This window comes from Cupriavidus sp. HE11 (assembly GCF_056097175.1).
In genome coordinates this window covers 545,916-562,438 of the sequence record NZ_CP184464.1, presented here as the reverse complement: position 1 = coordinate 562,438, position 16,523 = coordinate 545,916, and the positions used below count along the sequence as shown (strand labels likewise).

The window sequence follows — 16,523 nt, the reverse complement described above, 5'->3', positions numbered from 1 at the left end:
AGGTCGCCGGGAGGCGGCAAAGATCACCAAATCAGGAGAAAAACCTGCTTTCGGCCTTGAATTGTGGCCGTGCAGCCGGATTTCCCTGCAAGAAGGCAAGTCTCATTAATGGCCAAGGGCAAGAACAAGTTCAACCAGTCGTGGCTCCACGACCACATTAACGATCCCTACGTGAAGATGGCGCAGCGCGAGGGGTATCGCGCCCGTGCGGCCTACAAGCTCAAGGAAATCGACGACCAGGACAAGCTGATCCAGCCCGGCCAGGTCATTGTCGACCTGGGTGCCGCGCCGGGCAGCTGGAGCCAGTATGCCCGCAACAAGCTGGCGGCTTCGCCCCGCGCGATGGACGGCAAGATCGATGGCGCCGTGGTGGCCATCGACATCCTCCCGATGGAGCCGGTGGCCGACGTAATATTCATCCAGGGCGATTTCCGGGAGGAGGAAGTGTTCCGGGAACTGGAAAAGGTGGTGCTGGAGGCATCGGGCGGGTCGAGAATCGACCTTGTTATCTCGGACATGGCCCCCAATTTGTCCGGTGTGGCGTCGGCGGATTCGGCGCGGATCGAGTATTTGTGCGATCTGGCGCTGGAATTTTCCCAGGCCCACCTGAAGCCCGAGGGGTCGCTGCTGGTCAAGTGCTTCCACGGGTCCGGCTACAGCCAGATCGTTGAGAAGTTCAAGCGTCAGTTCAAGGTTGTCGCCAAGCGCAAGCCCAAGGCGTCGCGCGACAAGTCTTCAGAAACCTTCATTCTTGGGCGTTACCTGAAATCAGTGGACTGACAGGATGCATGACGGTGTACGACCACAACGGCCACCCCCACGAAAGCAGGGGTATCCGGGTTTGTTCCGGGCATCGCCCCGCTTGCCCGGAGCTGGCGGCTCGGGCACTATCAGGCTCATAGAATCAGATTTCCCTGTGGGGGCGGGCGCTGCATTACAATGCAATGCAGCTATCCGTTGGCAAGGCAATTGCAAAGGAGTTCGGCCTTGAATAACAACCTGTTTCAAAAGGCGGCAATCTGGCTCGTGATCGCGCTGGTATTGTTCACCGTCTTCAAGCAGTTTGACAAACCGCGTGCCCAGGACGGGGTCACCTATTCGCAGTTCATGGATGATGCCAAGAACGGCAAGGTGTCGCGCGTCGACGTGCAGGGCCGTAACCTGGTGGTCTCCCCGAAGGAAGGCGCCAAGTACACCATCATCTCGCCGGGTGATATCTGGATGGTCGGCGACCTGATGAAGTACGGCGTCCAGGTGACCGGCAAGGCCGACGACGAGCCGAACGTGCTGGTCCAGGCGTTGTACTACCTGGGACCGACGCTTCTGATCATCGTCTTCTGGTTCTACATGATGCGGCAGATGCAGGGCGGCGGGAAAGGCGGTGCCTTCTCGTTCGGCAAGTCCCGTGCGCGCCTGATCGACGAGAACCAGAACGCCGTGACCTTCGCCGATGTGGCCGGTTGCGACGAGTCCAAGGAGGAAGTGGTCGAACTGGTCGACTTCCTGAAGGATCCGCAGAAATTCCAGAAACTGGGCGGCCGTATTCCGCGCGGCGTGCTGCTGGTGGGCCCTCCGGGTACCGGCAAGACGTTGCTCGCGCGCGCCATCGCCGGCGAAGCCAAGGTGCCGTTCTTCAGCATCTCGGGTTCTGACTTCGTGGAAATGTTCGTCGGCGTGGGTGCTGCCCGCGTGCGCGACATGTTCGAGAACGCCAAGAAGCAGGCTCCCTGCATCGTGTTCATCGACGAAATCGACGCGGTCGGCCGCCATCGTGGCGCCGGCATGGGCGGCGGTAACGACGAGCGCGAGCAGACGCTGAACCAGATGCTGGTCGAGATGGACGGTTTCGAGGCCAACTCGGGCGTGATCGTGATCGCCGCGACCAACCGCGCCGATGTGCTGGACAAGGCACTGCTCCGTCCGGGTCGCTTTGACCGCCAGGTCTATGTGGGCCTGCCGGACATCCGTGGCCGCGAGCAGATCCTGAAGGTGCATATGCGCAAGGTGCCGATCGGCAACGACGTGGATGCATCGGTGATCGCACGCGGTACGCCAGGCTTCTCGGGCGCCGACCTGGCCAACCTGGTCAACGAGGCTGCGCTGTTTGCCGCCCGCCGCAACAAGCGTGTGGTGGACATGCAGGACTTCGAGGACGCCAAGGACAAGATCTACATGGGTCCGGAGCGCAAGTCGACGGTCATGCGCGAGGAAGAGCGCAAGGCCACGGCTTACCACGAGTCGGGCCACGCGGTGGTTGCCAAGCTGCTGCCGAAGGCCGATCCGGTCCACAAGGTTACGATCATGCCGCGTGGCTGGGCGCTGGGCGTGACCTGGCAGTTGCCGGAGCACGACAAGTACTCGAAGTACAAGGACAACATGCTTGAGGAAATCGCGATCCTGTTCGGCGGCCGCGCTGCCGAAGAGGTCTTCCTCAACGCCATGAGCACCGGTGCCTCGAACGACTTCGAACGTGCCACCAAGATCGCCCGCGACATGGTGACCCGCTTCGGCATGAGCGACTCGCTGGGTGCCATGGTCTACGTGGATACCGAGCAGGACGGCATGTTCGGCAAGCTGTCGTCGAAGACGGTGTCGGAAGCCACGCAGCAGAAGGTCGACGGGGAAATCCGCACCATCATCGACGAGCAATATGCGCTGGCCAAGCGCCTGCTCGAAGAGAATCGCGACAAGGTCGAAGCCATGACCAATGCGCTGATGGAGTGGGAAACGATCGACGCCGACCAGGTGAACGACATCATGGCCGGCAAGCCTCCGCGCCCGCCGCGTGGCCTGCAGGGTCCGAGCGGTGGCGGCAGCACGCCTCCGGGTGGTTCGCCCGTAGCCCCGACCAATGCGCCCGCCACGGCGCGCGTCGACGATACGGTGTAATCGGGCTGCACCGCCGCGTAACAGACCGTTTGCAACGGTTTCAAACGCGGCGGATTCTGATAGCCTCCGAAGCCGGTGCCTGGTGCGCCGGCTTTTTGTTTTTCAGGTGTACATCTTGTCGATCGAGTTCTTCCAGTGCGGGCGCTATCGATTTGCCCGCAGTCGCCGCCCGCTGGTAATGGGCATCCTTAACGTGACCCCCGATTCGTTCTCGGATGGCGGCCAGCACGCCTCGCGCGATACGGCGCTGCGCCATGCCGAGCAGATGATTGCCGAGGGTGTAGACATCATCGACATCGGCGGGGAGTCGAGCCGGCCCGGATCGGCGGCGTTGCCCCTGGATCAGGAACTTGACCGTGTCATGCCTATCGTCGAGGCGCTGGCCGGCTGCGGCAAGCCGTTGTCAATCGACACATACAAGCCCGAGGTGATGCGGGCCGCACTGGCGGGCGGAGCCGATTTGATCAACGATATCTGGGGCTTCCGCATGCCCGGCGCCGTCGAAGCGGTGTCGGCGGGGCAGGCGGCCCTGTGCGTCATGCATATGCAGCGCGATCCCCAGACCATGCAGGAAGATCCCCAGTACGTCGACGTGGTGGCGGAAGTCGTGGATTTCCTGCGCGAGCGGGTGTCAACCCTGCGTGCGGCGGGCGTGGACGATTCACGTATTTCGCTCGATCCGGGGTTTGGATTTGGCAAGACGCCGGATCATAATCTGCGCCTGCTCGGACAGATGCCGGAACTGGCGATCGACGGGCTGCCGGTGCTGGCCGGGCTATCGCGCAAGTCGACGCTCGGGGCCATCGTCGGCGGCAAGCCGCCACAGGGCCGCGTGGCGGCCAGTATCGCCGCGGCGGTCTGTGCCGCGGAGAAAGGCGCATATATCGTGCGCGTGCATGACGTAGAACAAACCGTGGACGCCCTCAAGGTCTGGTGGGCGATCCGCCATGAGTCAGTTGCCCCGCAGGGGCAGCAAGGAGAATGATCAGATGACACGCAAGTATTTCGGGACGGATGGCGTACGGGGCAGGGTAGGCGAGGCGCCGATTACGCCCGATTTTGTGATGCGGCTCGGCTATGCCGCAGGCAAGGTGCTGGCGCTGGGGCAGAAGACGTCGCAAGGCCGGCCGACCGTGCTGATCGGCAAGGACACGCGGATTTCGGGCTACATGCTCGAAGCCGCCCTTGAGGCCGGTTTCACGGCCGCAGGCGTCAACGTGCGCCTGACGGGCCCGCTGCCGACCCCCGCCATTGCCTACCTGACGCGCGCGCTGCGCCTGGCAGCCGGCGTGGTGATTTCGGCCAGCCACAATCCGTATTACGACAACGGCATCAAGTTCTTCTCGGCCTCGGGCGACAAGCTGCCCGATGAAGTCGAGGCAAAGATCGAGGCGCTGATGGAAGAGCCGATGATGTGCGTGCGCTCGGAGGATCTGGGTCGCGCCAAGCGCATCGACGACGCCGCCGGCCGCTACATCGAGTTCTGCAAGAGTACGTTCCCGTATGAGCAGGACCTGCACGGCCTGCGCGTGGTGGTGGACTGCGCGCACGGCGCGGCGTACCACATCGCCCCGCACGTGTTCCACGAACTTGGCGCCGAGGTCATTCCGATCGGCAATCAGCCCGATGGTCGCAATATCAACGCCGGTTATGGTGCAACCGCTCCGGAAAAGCTCGTGGAGGCCGTGCGCAGCCATCGTGCGGATGTCGGCCTGGCCTTCGACGGCGACGCCGACCGGCTGCAGGTGGTGGATGCACAGGGTCGTCTCTACAACGGTGACGAACTGCTGTACCTGATCGTGCGCGATCGCCAGGCGTCCGGCCAGAAGGTGGAAGGTGCAGTTGGCACGCTGATGACCAATATGGCCGTGGAACTGGCGCTCAAGCGCCTGGGCGTGGATTTCGTGCGCGCCAAGGTTGGTGACCGCTACGTGCTGGAAGAACTGAACAAACGCGGCTGGCAGCTTGGCGGCGAAGGTTCGGGTCACCTTTTGTGCCTGGATCGCCACACCACCGGCGACGGCATCGTGTCGGCACTGCAGGTGCTGGCCGCGCTGCGCCGCAGCGGCAAGACGCTGGCGGAACTGCTGGATGGTGTTCACCTGTTCCCGCAAACGCTGATCAACGTGCGTGTGGAAAAGGGCTTTGACTGGCAGAGCCACGCCGGCCTGAAGGCTGCCCGGGAGCAGGTCGAGCCCGAACTGGAAGGCCGGGGGCGCGTGCTGATCCGCGCATCGGGTACCGAGCCGGTGGTGCGCGTGATGGTCGAAGCCGAACAGGTGGAAACCGCCGAACGCGCCGCGCAGACGCTCGCCAACGCGTTGCGCGCCGCCTGACGATTGCCCTTGGGGACCGCAAGGACCCCAACGCACACCGCGACGCCACGGCCCTGGTCCGTGGCGTTTTCTATCCGAAATTTAGCAATTAACCGACATGCCGTTCACGATGGAGTGATGCAAACGTGGTCAGAATGGGAGTGGCGATTAAAGCACGGCGAGAAGACGGTTTCGTGACGGGTGGGGAATATCGGCCATTTGGCCGGGTCTTTGAAGAAGATTTCGAGATGTCATGGAACTGTCATACAAGCGGCATACAGTTCGCCTTGTCAAAAATTTGTCATTCCCAACCAATGTTCTCTGGAGGACATATGAAGCTGGTCAAGACTGCCGTAGCAGGCATCGTGTCGATTGTGGTGGCGGGTACTGCGTTCGCGGCGGAAATTACCGGTGCAGGCGCTTCTTTCCCGGCGCCCGTGTATTCCAAGTGGGCCGACGCCTACCAAAAAGCAACGGGTAACAAGGTCAACTATCAATCCATCGGTTCGTCGGGCGGCATCAAGCAGATCAACGCCAAGACGGTCGATTTCGGCGCTTCGGACGCTCCCCTGAAGGACGAGGAACTGGTCAAGGGCAATCTGATCCAGTTCCCGACCGTGATCGGCGGCGTGGTGCCCGTGATCAACCTGCAAGGCGTGAAGCCGGGCGAACTGACCATCACCGGCGACGTGCTGGCCAGCATCTACCTGGGCAAGATCAAGAAGTGGGACGATCCCGCGATCAAGGCCCTGAACCCGAAGGCCAAGCTGCCGAGCCAGGACATCCTGCCGGTGCGCCGCGCCGATGGCTCGGGTACGACGTTCATCTTCACGAACTACCTGTCGAAGGTCAGCAATGACTGGAAGAGCACGGTAGGCGAGGGCACGACCGTGAACTGGCCGGGTGGCGGCACGGGCGGCAAGGGCAACGAAGGCGTGGCCGCTTTCGTGCAGCGTCTGAATGGCGCCATCGGCTACGTCGAGTACGCCTACGCCAAGCAGAACAAGATGACGTACCTGACGATGAAGAACTCGTCGGGCGAAGTGGTGCAGCCGAGCGACGACGCCTTCAAGGCTGCTGCCGCCGGTGCCGACTGGAACAAGTCGTTCTACCAGATCCTGACGAACCAGCCGGGCAAGGCCGCATGGCCGATCGCTGGCGCCACGTTCATCCTGCTGCACAAGACGCAGGAAAAGCCGGCCCAGGGCCAGGAAGTCATGAAGTTCTTTGACTGGGCCTACAAGAGCGGCGGTGCAATGGCTTCGGACCTGGACTACGTGCCGCTGCCGGACGCCGTTGCCAACCAGATCCGCGCGACCTGGAAGCAGAGCATCAAGGACGGTTCGGGCAAGGCCCTGTACTAAGCCGCTGTACTAAGCTTTTGCTGTACTGAAGTACGGCCCGGCACGCAAGCCCGGTCCGCCTGAGCGCGGGGCGGGCACTGCGTGGCGGGGCCGCGGTGGCCGTGGCGCCACCGCGGCACTTGTTCCACCTACCGATTTCCATCATGGCGACTACGTCCGATCTTCCAGCCGTCCGGCCTCCCAGCCGCCTTGGCGACATCCTGTTCGGCGGCCTGACCCGCGGCGCCGCCATCGTCACCCTGCTGCTGCTGGGCGGCATCATCGTATCGCTCGCCATCAGCGCGTGGCCCTCGATCAAGCAGTACGGCTTTTCGTTCCTGTGGACCGCCGAATGGGATCCACCCGCCGACGTGTACGGCGCGCTCGTGCCGATCTACGGCACGCTGGTTACCTCGCTGGTCGCCCTCATCATCGCCGTGCCGGTCAGCTTCGGCATCGCACTGTTTCTTACCGAGCTGTCGCCCGTGTGGCTGCGCCGGCCGCTCGGTACCGCCATCGAGCTGCTCGCCGCCGTGCCGTCCATTGTCTACGGCATGTGGGGTCTGCTCGTGTTCGCGCCGATCTTCGGCGAATATTTCCAGAAGCCGCTCGCCAATACGGTGGGGCAGGTGCCGGTGATCGGCAAGCTGTTCCAGGGCGCGCCGCTGGGCATCGGCCTGCTGTGCGCGGGCGTGATCCTGGCGATCATGATCATCCCGTACATCGCCTCGGTGATGCGCGATGTGTTCGAAGTCACGCCGGTGCTGCTGAAGGAATCGGCGTACGGCATCGGCTGCACCACGTGGGAAGTGATGTGGCGCGTGGTGCTGCCCTATACGCGTGCCGGTGTGATCGGCGGCGTCATGCTCGGCCTGGGCCGCGCGCTGGGCGAGACCATGGCTGTCACGTTCGTGATCGGCAACACCAACCTGCTCGACAACGTGTCGCTGTTTTCGCCGGGCAACAGCATCACCTCGGCGCTGGCCAACGAATTCGCCGAAGCCGGTGCCGGCCTGCATACCGCCGCGCTGATGGAACTGGGCCTGATCCTGTTCTTCATCACGTTCGTGGTGCTGGCCCTGTCCAAGATCCTGCTGTTGCGCCTTGCAAAGAATGAGGGTGGCAAATGAACCAAGCCAGTCAAGCCGTGTCCACTTCGTCCATTCCCGCCGTCCGTCCCGATTCCGAAGCCGTCCGCACTCGGCTCCAGAGTTCGCGCCGACGCATCAATGCCTTTGCCCTGGCTGCCTCGCTGGGTGCCATGGCGTTCGGCCTGTTCTGGCTCGCGTGGATTCTCTGGACCACCATCTCGCTGGGCATTGGCGGCCTGTCGCTCGACCTGTTCACGCAGATGACGCCGGCCCCGAACACCGCCGGCGGTGGTCTTGCCAACGCCATTTTCGGCAGCTTCGTGCTGGTGGGCGTGGCAACGCTGGTCGGTACGCCGCTGGGCATCCTGGCCGGCATCTACCTGGCCGAGTATGGCCAGAAGTCGCCGCTGGCAAGCCTTATCCGCTTCATCAACGACATCCTGCTGTCGGCGCCGTCGATTGTGATCGGCCTGTTCGTCTACGCGCTGGTGGTGACCCGCATGGGCCACTTCTCGGGCTGGGCCGGCGTGTGCGCCCTGGCGCTGCTGCAGATTCCGATCGTGGTGCGCACCACCGAGAACATGCTGAACCTGGTGCCGAACGCACTGCGCGAGGCCGCGGTGGCCCTGGGTACGCCGAAGTGGAAGATGGTGATGTCGATCACGGTCAAGTCGTCGTATGCGGGCATCGTGACCGGCGTGCTGCTGGCCGTGGCCCGTATCGCCGGCGAAACCGCGCCGCTGCTGTTCACCGCGCTGTCCAACCAGTTCTGGAGCGCCGACCTGAACAAGCCGATGGCCAACCTGCCCGTGACGATTTTCCGCTTTGCCATGAGCCCGTTCACGGAATGGCAGCAACTGGCCTGGGCCGGCGTGTTCCTGATTACCATCGGAGTGCTTGCGCTGAATATCGTCGCACGCGTCCTGTTCAAGAAATAAGCGGCGCCACGCATCACGCCTGACCTGACTACCGAATTCAAGCGAGACATCAGCATGACCTCTACCGTCATCGATATTCCCGATACCGTGCGCGCCAAGATCGACGTGCGGAACCTGAACTTCTACTACAACCAGTTCCACGCGCTGAAGAACATCAACATGTCGATCCCGGACCGCAAGGTCACGGCGTTCATCGGCCCGTCGGGGTGCGGCAAGTCGACGCTGCTGCGCACGTTCAACAAGATGTTTGCGCTGTACCCCGAGCAACGTGCCGAGGGCGAGATCAACATGGACGGCGAGAACCTGCTGACGAGCAAGCAGGACATCTCCCTGCTGCGCGCCAAGGTGGGCATGGTGTTCCAGAAGCCGACACCGTTCCCGATGTCGATTTATGACAATATCGCGTTTGGGGTACGCCTGTTCGAGAAGCTGTCGCGCTCGGAAATGGACGACCGCGTGGAGTGGGCCCTGTCGAAGGCCGCGCTGTGGAACGAGGCCAAGGACAAGCTGCACCAGTCGGGCTACGGCCTGTCGGGCGGCCAGCAGCAGCGCCTGTGCATTGCGCGCGGCATCGCCATCCGCCCCGAAGTGCTGCTGCTGGACGAGCCGTGCTCGGCGCTGGACCCGATTTCCACGGGCCGCATCGAGGAACTGATCGCCGAGCTGAAGGACGAGTACACGGTGGTGATCGTGACCCACAACATGCAGCAGGCCGCGCGCTGCTCGGACTACACCGCCTACATGTACCTGGGCGAGCTGATCGAGTTCGGCGAGACCGAGAAGATCTTCATCAAGCCGCACCGCAAGGAAACCGAAGACTACATTACCGGCCGCTTCGGTTGATCCGCAACGGCTTTGCAGGACATATCCAGCATTCGGAAAGCGGCCAGGAGAACATCATGACTGACAAGCACCTGTCGACCCAGTTCGACGCCGACCTCAACGCGATCAACACCAAGCTGCTGCAGATGGGTGGCCTGGTGGAGTCGCAGATCGAGATGGCCATGCGCGCGCTGGCCGACTTCGATGGTGACCTGGCCGACCAGGTCATGGTCCGCGAGCAGCAGCTGAACGCGCTCGAAGTCGAGATCGATGCCGACTGTGGCAACATCATCGCGCGCCGCCAGCCCACCGCCCGCGACCTGCGCCTGGTGATGGCGATCTCGAAGACGATCACCAACCTCGAACGCGCCGGCGACGAGGCCGAGAAGATCGCCAAGCGGACCAAGCACATCATGGAAGATGCGGCCGCGCACAACATCAACTATGCCGAAGTGAAGCTGTCCGGCGAGATGGCCATCAACCTGCTGCGCCAGGCCCTGGACGCGTTCGCGCGCCTGGACACCGTGGCGGCTGCCCGCATCGTCAAGGACGACAAGGCCATCGACGAGGAATTCCGTGCCTTCGTGCGCAAGCTGATTACCTACATGATGGAAGACCCGCGCACGATCTCGGTGGCGCTGGACTTCCTGTTCATTGCCAAGGCCGTCGAGCGTATCGGCGACCACGCGAAGAACATTGCCGAATTCATCATCTACATCGTGAAGGGCACGGACGTACGCCATGCCTCACGCGAAGACATGGAGCGCGAAGCGTTGAGCTGAAAACGCGCCAGCACTGATAAGCGGAGAACTATTACATGCCGAGCAGTATTCTCGTTGTCGAAGACGAACCGGCGATCGCCGAACTGATCGCCGTCAATCTCCAGCACGCGGGGCACTATCCGATTCGTGCGTACAACGCCGAGCAGGCGCTGTCGCTGATGAGCGATGTCCTGCCGGACCTCGTGTTGCTGGACTGGATGCTCCCGGGCAAGTCGGGCGCGACCTTCGCCAAGGAGCTGCGGACCAACGACCGCACCAAGCAGATCCCGATCATCATGCTCACCGCCCGCAGCGAAGAGCAGGACAAGGTGATGGGCCTGGAAGCCGGTGCGGACGATTACGTGACCAAGCCCTTCTCGCCGAAGGAGTTGCTGGCCCGTATCAAGGCCGTGTTGCGCCGCCGTGCGCCGCAGTTGACCGACGACGTGGTTGCCATCAACGGCCTGCGGCTCGACCCGGCCACGCATCGCGTGACCGGCCAGGACGACAGTGGCCCGATCAAGCTGGACCTGGGCCCGACGGAATTCCGTCTGTTGCACTTCCTGATGACGCATCCGGAACGTGTGCATAGCCGGTCACAACTGTTGGACCAGGTCTGGGGCGACCACGTGTTCGTGGAAGAGCGTACGGTTGACGTGCACATCAAGCGACTGCGTGCCGCACTGACCCCTGGCGGATACAGCAACATGATCGAGACGGTTCGGGGCAGCGGCTATCGCCTGGCGCGGTCGCCCAGCCACTGACCGGACCCGGCCGGCGGCGGAGCAGCGGGGGCCGCGCCGGCCGATGTCGGATAATGCCGGCTAAATGCAACGCTGCGGTCGATGTTGTGGCAGACTCTGTCGCAGTGCGAACGCAGTCTGAACTTCTTCTACTCCTCGCATGAATGTCATCTGGGCCCGTTCCGCGGCCATCCTTGCCGGTCTCGTGCTGATTGCCGCAGGCCTGTATGCCGTAGCCGGCGCCGTGCCCGGCCTGCTTTTCCTATCCATTTCGCTGTTCCTGCTGCTGGGGTACTACCTGTTCCAGATCAACCGTCTGTGGCGGGTGCTCGACGCGCCGGCTTACGGTGAGATCCCCAGCGCACTTGGGCTGTGGGGCGAGGTGTATTACCGCCTGCACCGGCTGGTCAAGCGCTGGCGCACCCAGGTGCTGCAGGTGGAGCAGCAGCACACCCGGTTCATCCAGGCCATCCAGGCGTCGCCCTATGGGGTGCTGATGCTTGACGATGCCGACCAGATCGAATGGTGCAATGGCGTGGCCGAGCAGCACTTCGGGCTGAACGCCCGGCGCGACGTGCGCCAGCGCATCACGCACCTGATCCGCCGGCCCGAATTTGTCCACTACCTGACACGCGAGCGCTACGACGAACCGCTGGTGATGCGCGACATGGGCGAGCACAAGCGCGGCATCACATCCGTGCAGATCCTGCCCTATGGCGAAAACCGCAAGCTCGTGCTGACGCAGGACATTACCAAGGTTGAAAACACCGAGGCGATGCGGCGCGACTTCGTTGCCAATGTCTCGCACGAATTGAAGACGCCGCTGACAGTGCTGACCGGTTTCCTGGAGACGGTGCGCGACCTGCCGGTCTCGGAGGAAGACCGCAAGCGCTATATCGAACTGATGCTGGTGCAGTCGATGCGGATGCAACATATCGTCGAAGACCTGCTGGCGCTGGCGAAGCTGGAATCCGATGCGCAGCCGCCTTCGCACGACCGTGTCAACGTGCCTGCCCTGGCCGCGCACCTGGTGCACGATGCCGAGGCGTTGTCGCAAGGGCGGCACGACATCGAGACCGATATCGATACCGCCGTGGTGCTGCGCGGCGCGGAGGGCGAACTGCTGTCCGCGCTGGGCAACCTGGTGTCGAACGCGGTGCGCTACACGCCCGATGGCGGGCGCATTGCCATCCGCATGACCTTCACCGATGGGCACTCCGTGTTCTCGGTCAGCGACACGGGCCTGGGTATCGCGCCCGAGCATATCCCGCGCCTGACCGAGCGCTTCTACCGCGTGGATCGCAGCCGTTCGCGCGATACGGGCGGCACTGGCCTGGGCCTGGCTATTGTCAAGCACGTGTTGTCGCGCCACCATGCCGACCTGCGCGTGACCAGCGAGGTAGGCCGCGGCAGTACGTTCCGCATCGTCTTTCCCGTGGACCGCAGCGGCTACGAACCGGACGCCGCGCAGCCTCTGCCGCAACTGGGCGACACCTCGCGGCACGCGGCATAAGGGCCGGCAGGCCAGCGGGCCGGCGTGTTCGTCGGCCCCATGCACACCCTTCCGCACCACGTCAAAAAGGCCGCTCCCGGCAGGGTAGCGGCCTTTTGCCATTGCGGAGCCCGGTCGGGCTCAGGTGCCGAACTTCAGTAGCAGTTCGTGCTGGCTGACGCGCTGCAGCTTGGCCCGCGAAGGCCTGCGGACGTATTCGCCGTCGGGCTCCATGATCCAGGCAGAGGCGTTGTCGCGCAGATGCACCTGCAGCCCTTCCTTGATCACGCGCGCCTTGAGCGTGCGATCCAGGATGGGGAAGGCCACTTCGACGCGGCGGAACAGGTTGCGGTCCATCCAGTCGGCGCTGGACAGGTACAGCACGTCTTCGCCCGCCGCGTGGAAGTAATACACGCGGTGGTGCTCCAGGAAGCGGCCGACGATCGAGCGCACCGAAATGTTCTCCGACAGGCCCGGCACACCGGCGCGCAGGGCGCACACCCCGCGCACGATCAGGTCGATCTTCACGCCCGCGCGCGACGCCTTGTAAAGCTCGTCGATGATGGTCGGCTCCAGCAGCGCGTTCATCTTGGCGATGATGCGTGCCCGCTTGCCGGCACGCGCGTTGCGGGCCTCGGCGCGGATATGCTCCACCAGGTTGCTGTGCATCGTGAACGGCGACTGCCACAGGTGGTTCAGCCGGATCGTGCCGGCCGTGCCCGTCAGCAGCTGGAACACGTGGTGGACGTCCTCGCAGACCTGTTCATTGGTGGTAAGCAGGCCGAAGTCGGTGTACAGCCGGGCGGTGCGCGGATGATAGTTGCCGGTGCCCAGGTGGACATAGCGCCGCAGCACGGCATTCTTGGCCTTCGGGCTTGCGGGCTCGCGCCGCACGATCAGCAGCATCTTGGCGTGGCATTTGTGGCCCACCACGCCATACACCACATGGGCGCCGGCCGATTCCAGCCGTTCCGCCCAGTTGATGTTGGTTTCTTCGTCGAAGCGCGCCAGCAATTCCACCACCACGGTCACTTCCTTGCCGTTGCGGGCCGCCGTCATCAGCGCCTCCATCACGGCCGACTCGTTGCCGGTGCGATAGACGGTCTGCTTGATCGCCACTACGTTCGGGTCGTTGGCAGCCGCCTGCATCAGGTCCAGCACCGACGAGAAGCTCTCGTACGGATGATGCAGCAGCACATCGCGCTGGCGGATCACGTCGAACATGCTCGTGCCGGGCTGGAAGGCCTTGACCACGGCCGGCACATGCGGCGGGTACTTGAGGGCAGGGCGGTCCACCAGGTCGGGAATCTGCATCAGCCGCACCAGGTTCACCGGGCCGCCCACGCGATACAGGTCCTGTTCGGTCAGGCCCGATTCCAGCAGCAGGCGCCGCGCCAGGGCCGGGGGCGTGTCGGAAGACACTTCCAGGCGCACCATGTCGCCAAAGTGACGTGTGGGCAACTCGCCTTGCAGCGCTTCGCGCAGGTCGGTGATTTCGTCCTCGGACACGAACAGGTCGGAATTGCGCGTGACACGGAACTGGTAGCAGCCCTGTACCTCGATGGCCGGGAACAGTTCGTGGACAAACGCCTGCATGAACGACGAGAGCATCACAAAGCCGTACGGATAGCCCGACAGCTTCTCCGGCATGCGTACCACACGCGGCAGTGCGCGCGGGGCCTGGACGATGGCCAGGTCGGCGTCGCGGCCAAAGGCGTCCTTGCCGGACAGCTCGATCACGAAGTTCAGGCTCTTGTTGAGCACGCGCGGGAACGGATGTGCGGGGTCCAGCGCGATCGGCGTCAGGACCGGCCCCAGTTCGCGCACGAAGAAGTCGCGTGCCCAGTCCCGCTGGGCGTCCGTCCAGGTCCCGGTCAGGTGAAAAAACACCCCTTCTTTTTCCAGCGCGGGGAAAATGACGTTCTGCAGCATGTCATACTGCGAGGCCACGAGCCGCTGCGTGCGCTCCGTGACAAGCTGGTAGGTCTGCTGGAACGAGAGGCCATCGGGCGTCAGGCCCGATGCGTTGTCCCGCATCTGCTCCTTCAGACCGGCCATCCGGATCTCAAAAAACTCGTCCAGGTTGCTGGACACGATACAGATGAACTTCAGCCGTTCCAGCAACGGGACATTGGGGTCGGCGGCCTGCGCAAGCACGCGCGCGTTGAATTCCAGAATGCCCAGCTCGCGGTTCCAGAGCGAGCCAGGCGGCGTCGTCGACATGTCTATGACCTTATTTTGGCGATGAGGCGACTTTTTCATAGATCCGTGTCATTTTGATGACACTTTGATTTTGTCATGATGTAGACATGACAGGGACATAATCTTTCGGGTTTTGGCCCGCCCAGGGCCGATCCCCGCGTAATACTGACGCAATGACACAGAATCCCCGCTTGCTGGCCGCCGTAGACATGGGCTCCAACAGCTTCCGCCTGATGATCGGGCGGGTGGATGAAACGCCCACCGCCTCGGGCCCCGCCAGCCAGATCTTCCAGGTCGACGCGCTGCGCGAGCCCGTCAGGCTGGCTGCCGGCCTGACGCCGGACAAGTATCTGGACCAGCCGGCACGCCGCCGAGGCGTCGACGCGCTGCGCCGTTTTGGCGACCGCCTGCGCGACTTCGCACCCGAGCAGGTGCGCGCGGTGGCAACCAACACGCTGCGCGTGGCCAAGAATGCTTCGGACTTCCTGATCGAAGCCGAAGCCGCGCTGGGGTTCCCCATCGAAGTGATCGCCGGCCGCGAAGAAGCGCGCCTGATCTACCTGGGCGCTTCGCATGACGCGCCGGCCTGCCAGGGCAACCGGCTGGTCGTCGATATCGGCGGCGGCTCTACCGAATTCATCATTGGTAGCGGGTATCAGTCCAAGTTGATGGAAAGCCTGTACATCGGCTGCGTATCGCACAGCCGCCAGTTCTTTCCGAGCGGCAACGTCGACGAGTACGCGTTCAAGCAAGCCGAACTGGCCGCGCGCCGCGAAATCCAGGTGCTGGTGCGTCAGTACAAGGCGGCCGGCTGGCAGCAGGCCGTGGGGTCGTCCGGTACGGCGCGCGCGCTGGCTGAACTGATCGAGCTCAACGGCATGAACGACAGCACGTCCGAGCATGGCATCACGCGCGAGGGGCTGGAGCGCCTGAAGCGGGCGCTGGTCAAGGCCGAGAACACCAATCGCGTGAAGCTGACGGGCCTGAAGGCCGACCGGATTCCGGTGCTGCCTGGCGGCCTGTCGATCATGCTCGGCGTGTTTGACGAACTCGATATCGACCGCATGGACGTCACGGACGGCGCACTGCGCCTGGGCGTGCTGTACGACCTGCTGGGCCGCAGCCACCACGAGGACATGCGGACGGTGACCGTCGACCAGTTCATGCGCCGCTACGCCGTGGATCGTGCTCAGGCGACGCGCGTGGGGCAGGCAGCCCGTGATCTGCTGGCGCAGTTTCCCGAGCCGCGCAACGAGCGCCGCGAGGACAACCTGGCGCTGCTGGGCTGGGCGGCCAGCCTGCACGAGATTGGCATGACCATCTCGCACAGCGGCTATCACAAGCATTCGGCCTATATCGCCACGCATGCGGACATGCCCGGGTTCTCCAAGACCGACCAGGCACGCCTGGCGACGCTGCTGCTGGGCCATGCGGGCAAGTTGGGCAAGCTCTCCGGCAGCGGAAAATTCGTGGACTGGCGCATGTTGTTCAGCCTGCGGCTGGCGTTTGTGTTATGCCGCCGACGTGGCGACATGAAGCTGCCGCACATCCATGTCAGGCAGCGGTCGGACGAGCTGGATGAAGGCTTCGAGGTGCGCCTTCCGAAATCGTGGATCGACGCCAATCCGCTGGTGGAATACAGCCTGGCACAGGAAGCCGACGAATGGGAGCGGGTGGGCAAGCGCTACAAGGTCGTCTACGTCTGAAACGGCCTGAGGCGCGTCTGACGCCATCGGCCTGGGCAACGGGTAATGGGTCATTGCCAACCGGCAACCGGCAACCGGCAACCGGCAAACAACAAACAACAAACAACAAACAACAAACAGGCAACGAAAAACGGCGACTCCAATGAGTCGCCGTTTTTTTGCTTCCGGTTCCGGATCGATCAGCCGTTTCGTCCGGTGGGAGGGGGGCTGCTGATCAGCGG

General features: G+C 63.4%; 13 protein-coding genes. 12 read left to right on the top strand and 1 reads right to left on the bottom strand.

Going from position 1 to position 16,523, the window contains the following annotated elements; genetic code table 11:
• The first annotated feature begins 108 nt into the window (after positions 1-108).
• The 11 genes from ACOABP_RS02565 to phoR all read left to right on the top strand — a co-directional run bounded on the left by ACOABP_RS02565 (position 109) and on the right by phoR (position 12,415).
• Complete coding sequence (locus ACOABP_RS02565; RefSeq protein ID WP_474226829.1) at positions 109-780, top strand: RlmE family RNA methyltransferase; 672 nt, start codon at positions 109-111, stop codon at positions 778-780.
• 207 nt (positions 781-987) lie between these two features.
• Complete coding sequence (gene ftsH, locus ACOABP_RS02560; protein WP_474226828.1) at positions 988-2,889, top strand: ATP-dependent zinc metalloprotease FtsH; 1,902 nt, start codon at positions 988-990, stop codon at positions 2,887-2,889.
• A 115-nt stretch (positions 2,890-3,004) separates the two neighbouring features.
• A complete protein-coding gene (gene folP, locus ACOABP_RS02555; protein ID WP_474226827.1) occupies positions 3,005-3,874 on the top strand; it encodes a dihydropteroate synthase in 870 nt (289 codons plus the stop codon).
• Positions 3,875-3,878: 4 nt separating this feature from the next.
• Positions 3,879-5,225, top strand: a complete 1,347-nt coding sequence (gene glmM / locus ACOABP_RS02550; RefSeq protein WP_474226826.1) for a phosphoglucosamine mutase — start codon at positions 3,879-3,881, stop codon at positions 5,223-5,225.
• A gap of 311 nt (positions 5,226-5,536) precedes the next feature.
• Positions 5,537-6,568 (top strand): phosphate ABC transporter substrate-binding protein PstS, encoded by a 1,032-nt coding sequence (gene pstS / locus ACOABP_RS02545; protein ID WP_474226825.1) that lies wholly within the window; start codon positions 5,537-5,539, stop codon positions 6,566-6,568.
• 143 nt (positions 6,569-6,711) lie between these two features.
• On the top strand, positions 6,712-7,677 hold the full coding sequence (gene pstC / locus ACOABP_RS02540) for a phosphate ABC transporter permease PstC (protein ID WP_474226824.1): 966 nt from the start codon (positions 6,712-6,714) through the stop codon (positions 7,675-7,677).
• Positions 7,674-8,576 carry a phosphate ABC transporter permease PstA gene (pstA, locus tag ACOABP_RS02535; protein WP_474226823.1) on the top strand — a complete coding sequence of 301 codons (903 nt, stop codon included), beginning with the start codon at positions 7,674-7,676 and terminating at the stop codon, positions 8,574-8,576. The genes pstC and pstA overlap by 4 nt, the downstream gene beginning before the upstream one ends.
• A 54-nt stretch (positions 8,577-8,630) precedes the next feature.
• On the top strand, positions 8,631-9,419 hold the full coding sequence (pstB, locus tag ACOABP_RS02530) for a phosphate ABC transporter ATP-binding protein PstB (protein WP_061959259.1): 789 nt from the start codon (positions 8,631-8,633) through the stop codon (positions 9,417-9,419).
• Between the two features lie 56 nt (positions 9,420-9,475).
• Positions 9,476-10,180: a phosphate signaling complex protein PhoU gene (gene phoU / locus ACOABP_RS02525; protein WP_066735943.1), complete on the top strand. Its 705-nt coding sequence runs from the start codon at positions 9,476-9,478 to the stop codon at positions 10,178-10,180.
• Between the two features lie 35 nt (positions 10,181-10,215).
• Positions 10,216-10,923 (top strand): phosphate regulon transcriptional regulator PhoB, encoded by a 708-nt coding sequence (phoB, locus tag ACOABP_RS02520; protein WP_066735924.1) that lies wholly within the window; start codon positions 10,216-10,218, stop codon positions 10,921-10,923.
• Between the two features lie 139 nt (positions 10,924-11,062).
• On the top strand, positions 11,063-12,415 hold the full coding sequence (gene phoR / locus ACOABP_RS02515; protein ID WP_474226822.1) for a phosphate regulon sensor histidine kinase PhoR: 1,353 nt from the start codon (positions 11,063-11,065) through the stop codon (positions 12,413-12,415).
• 120 nt (positions 12,416-12,535) lie between these two features.
• Here the strand turns inward: phoR and ppk1 are convergent, their stop codons facing one another.
• Positions 12,536-14,656, bottom strand: a complete 2,121-nt coding sequence (ppk1, locus tag ACOABP_RS02510; RefSeq protein WP_474226821.1) for a polyphosphate kinase 1 — start codon at positions 14,654-14,656, stop codon at positions 12,536-12,538.
• Between the two features lie 113 nt (positions 14,657-14,769).
• On the opposite strand from ppk1, the gene ppx reads away from it, so the two are divergent.
• A complete protein-coding gene (gene ppx / locus ACOABP_RS02505; protein WP_474226820.1) occupies positions 14,770-16,302 on the top strand; it encodes an exopolyphosphatase in 1,533 nt (510 codons plus the stop codon).
• Positions 16,303-16,523 lie beyond the last annotated feature (221 nt).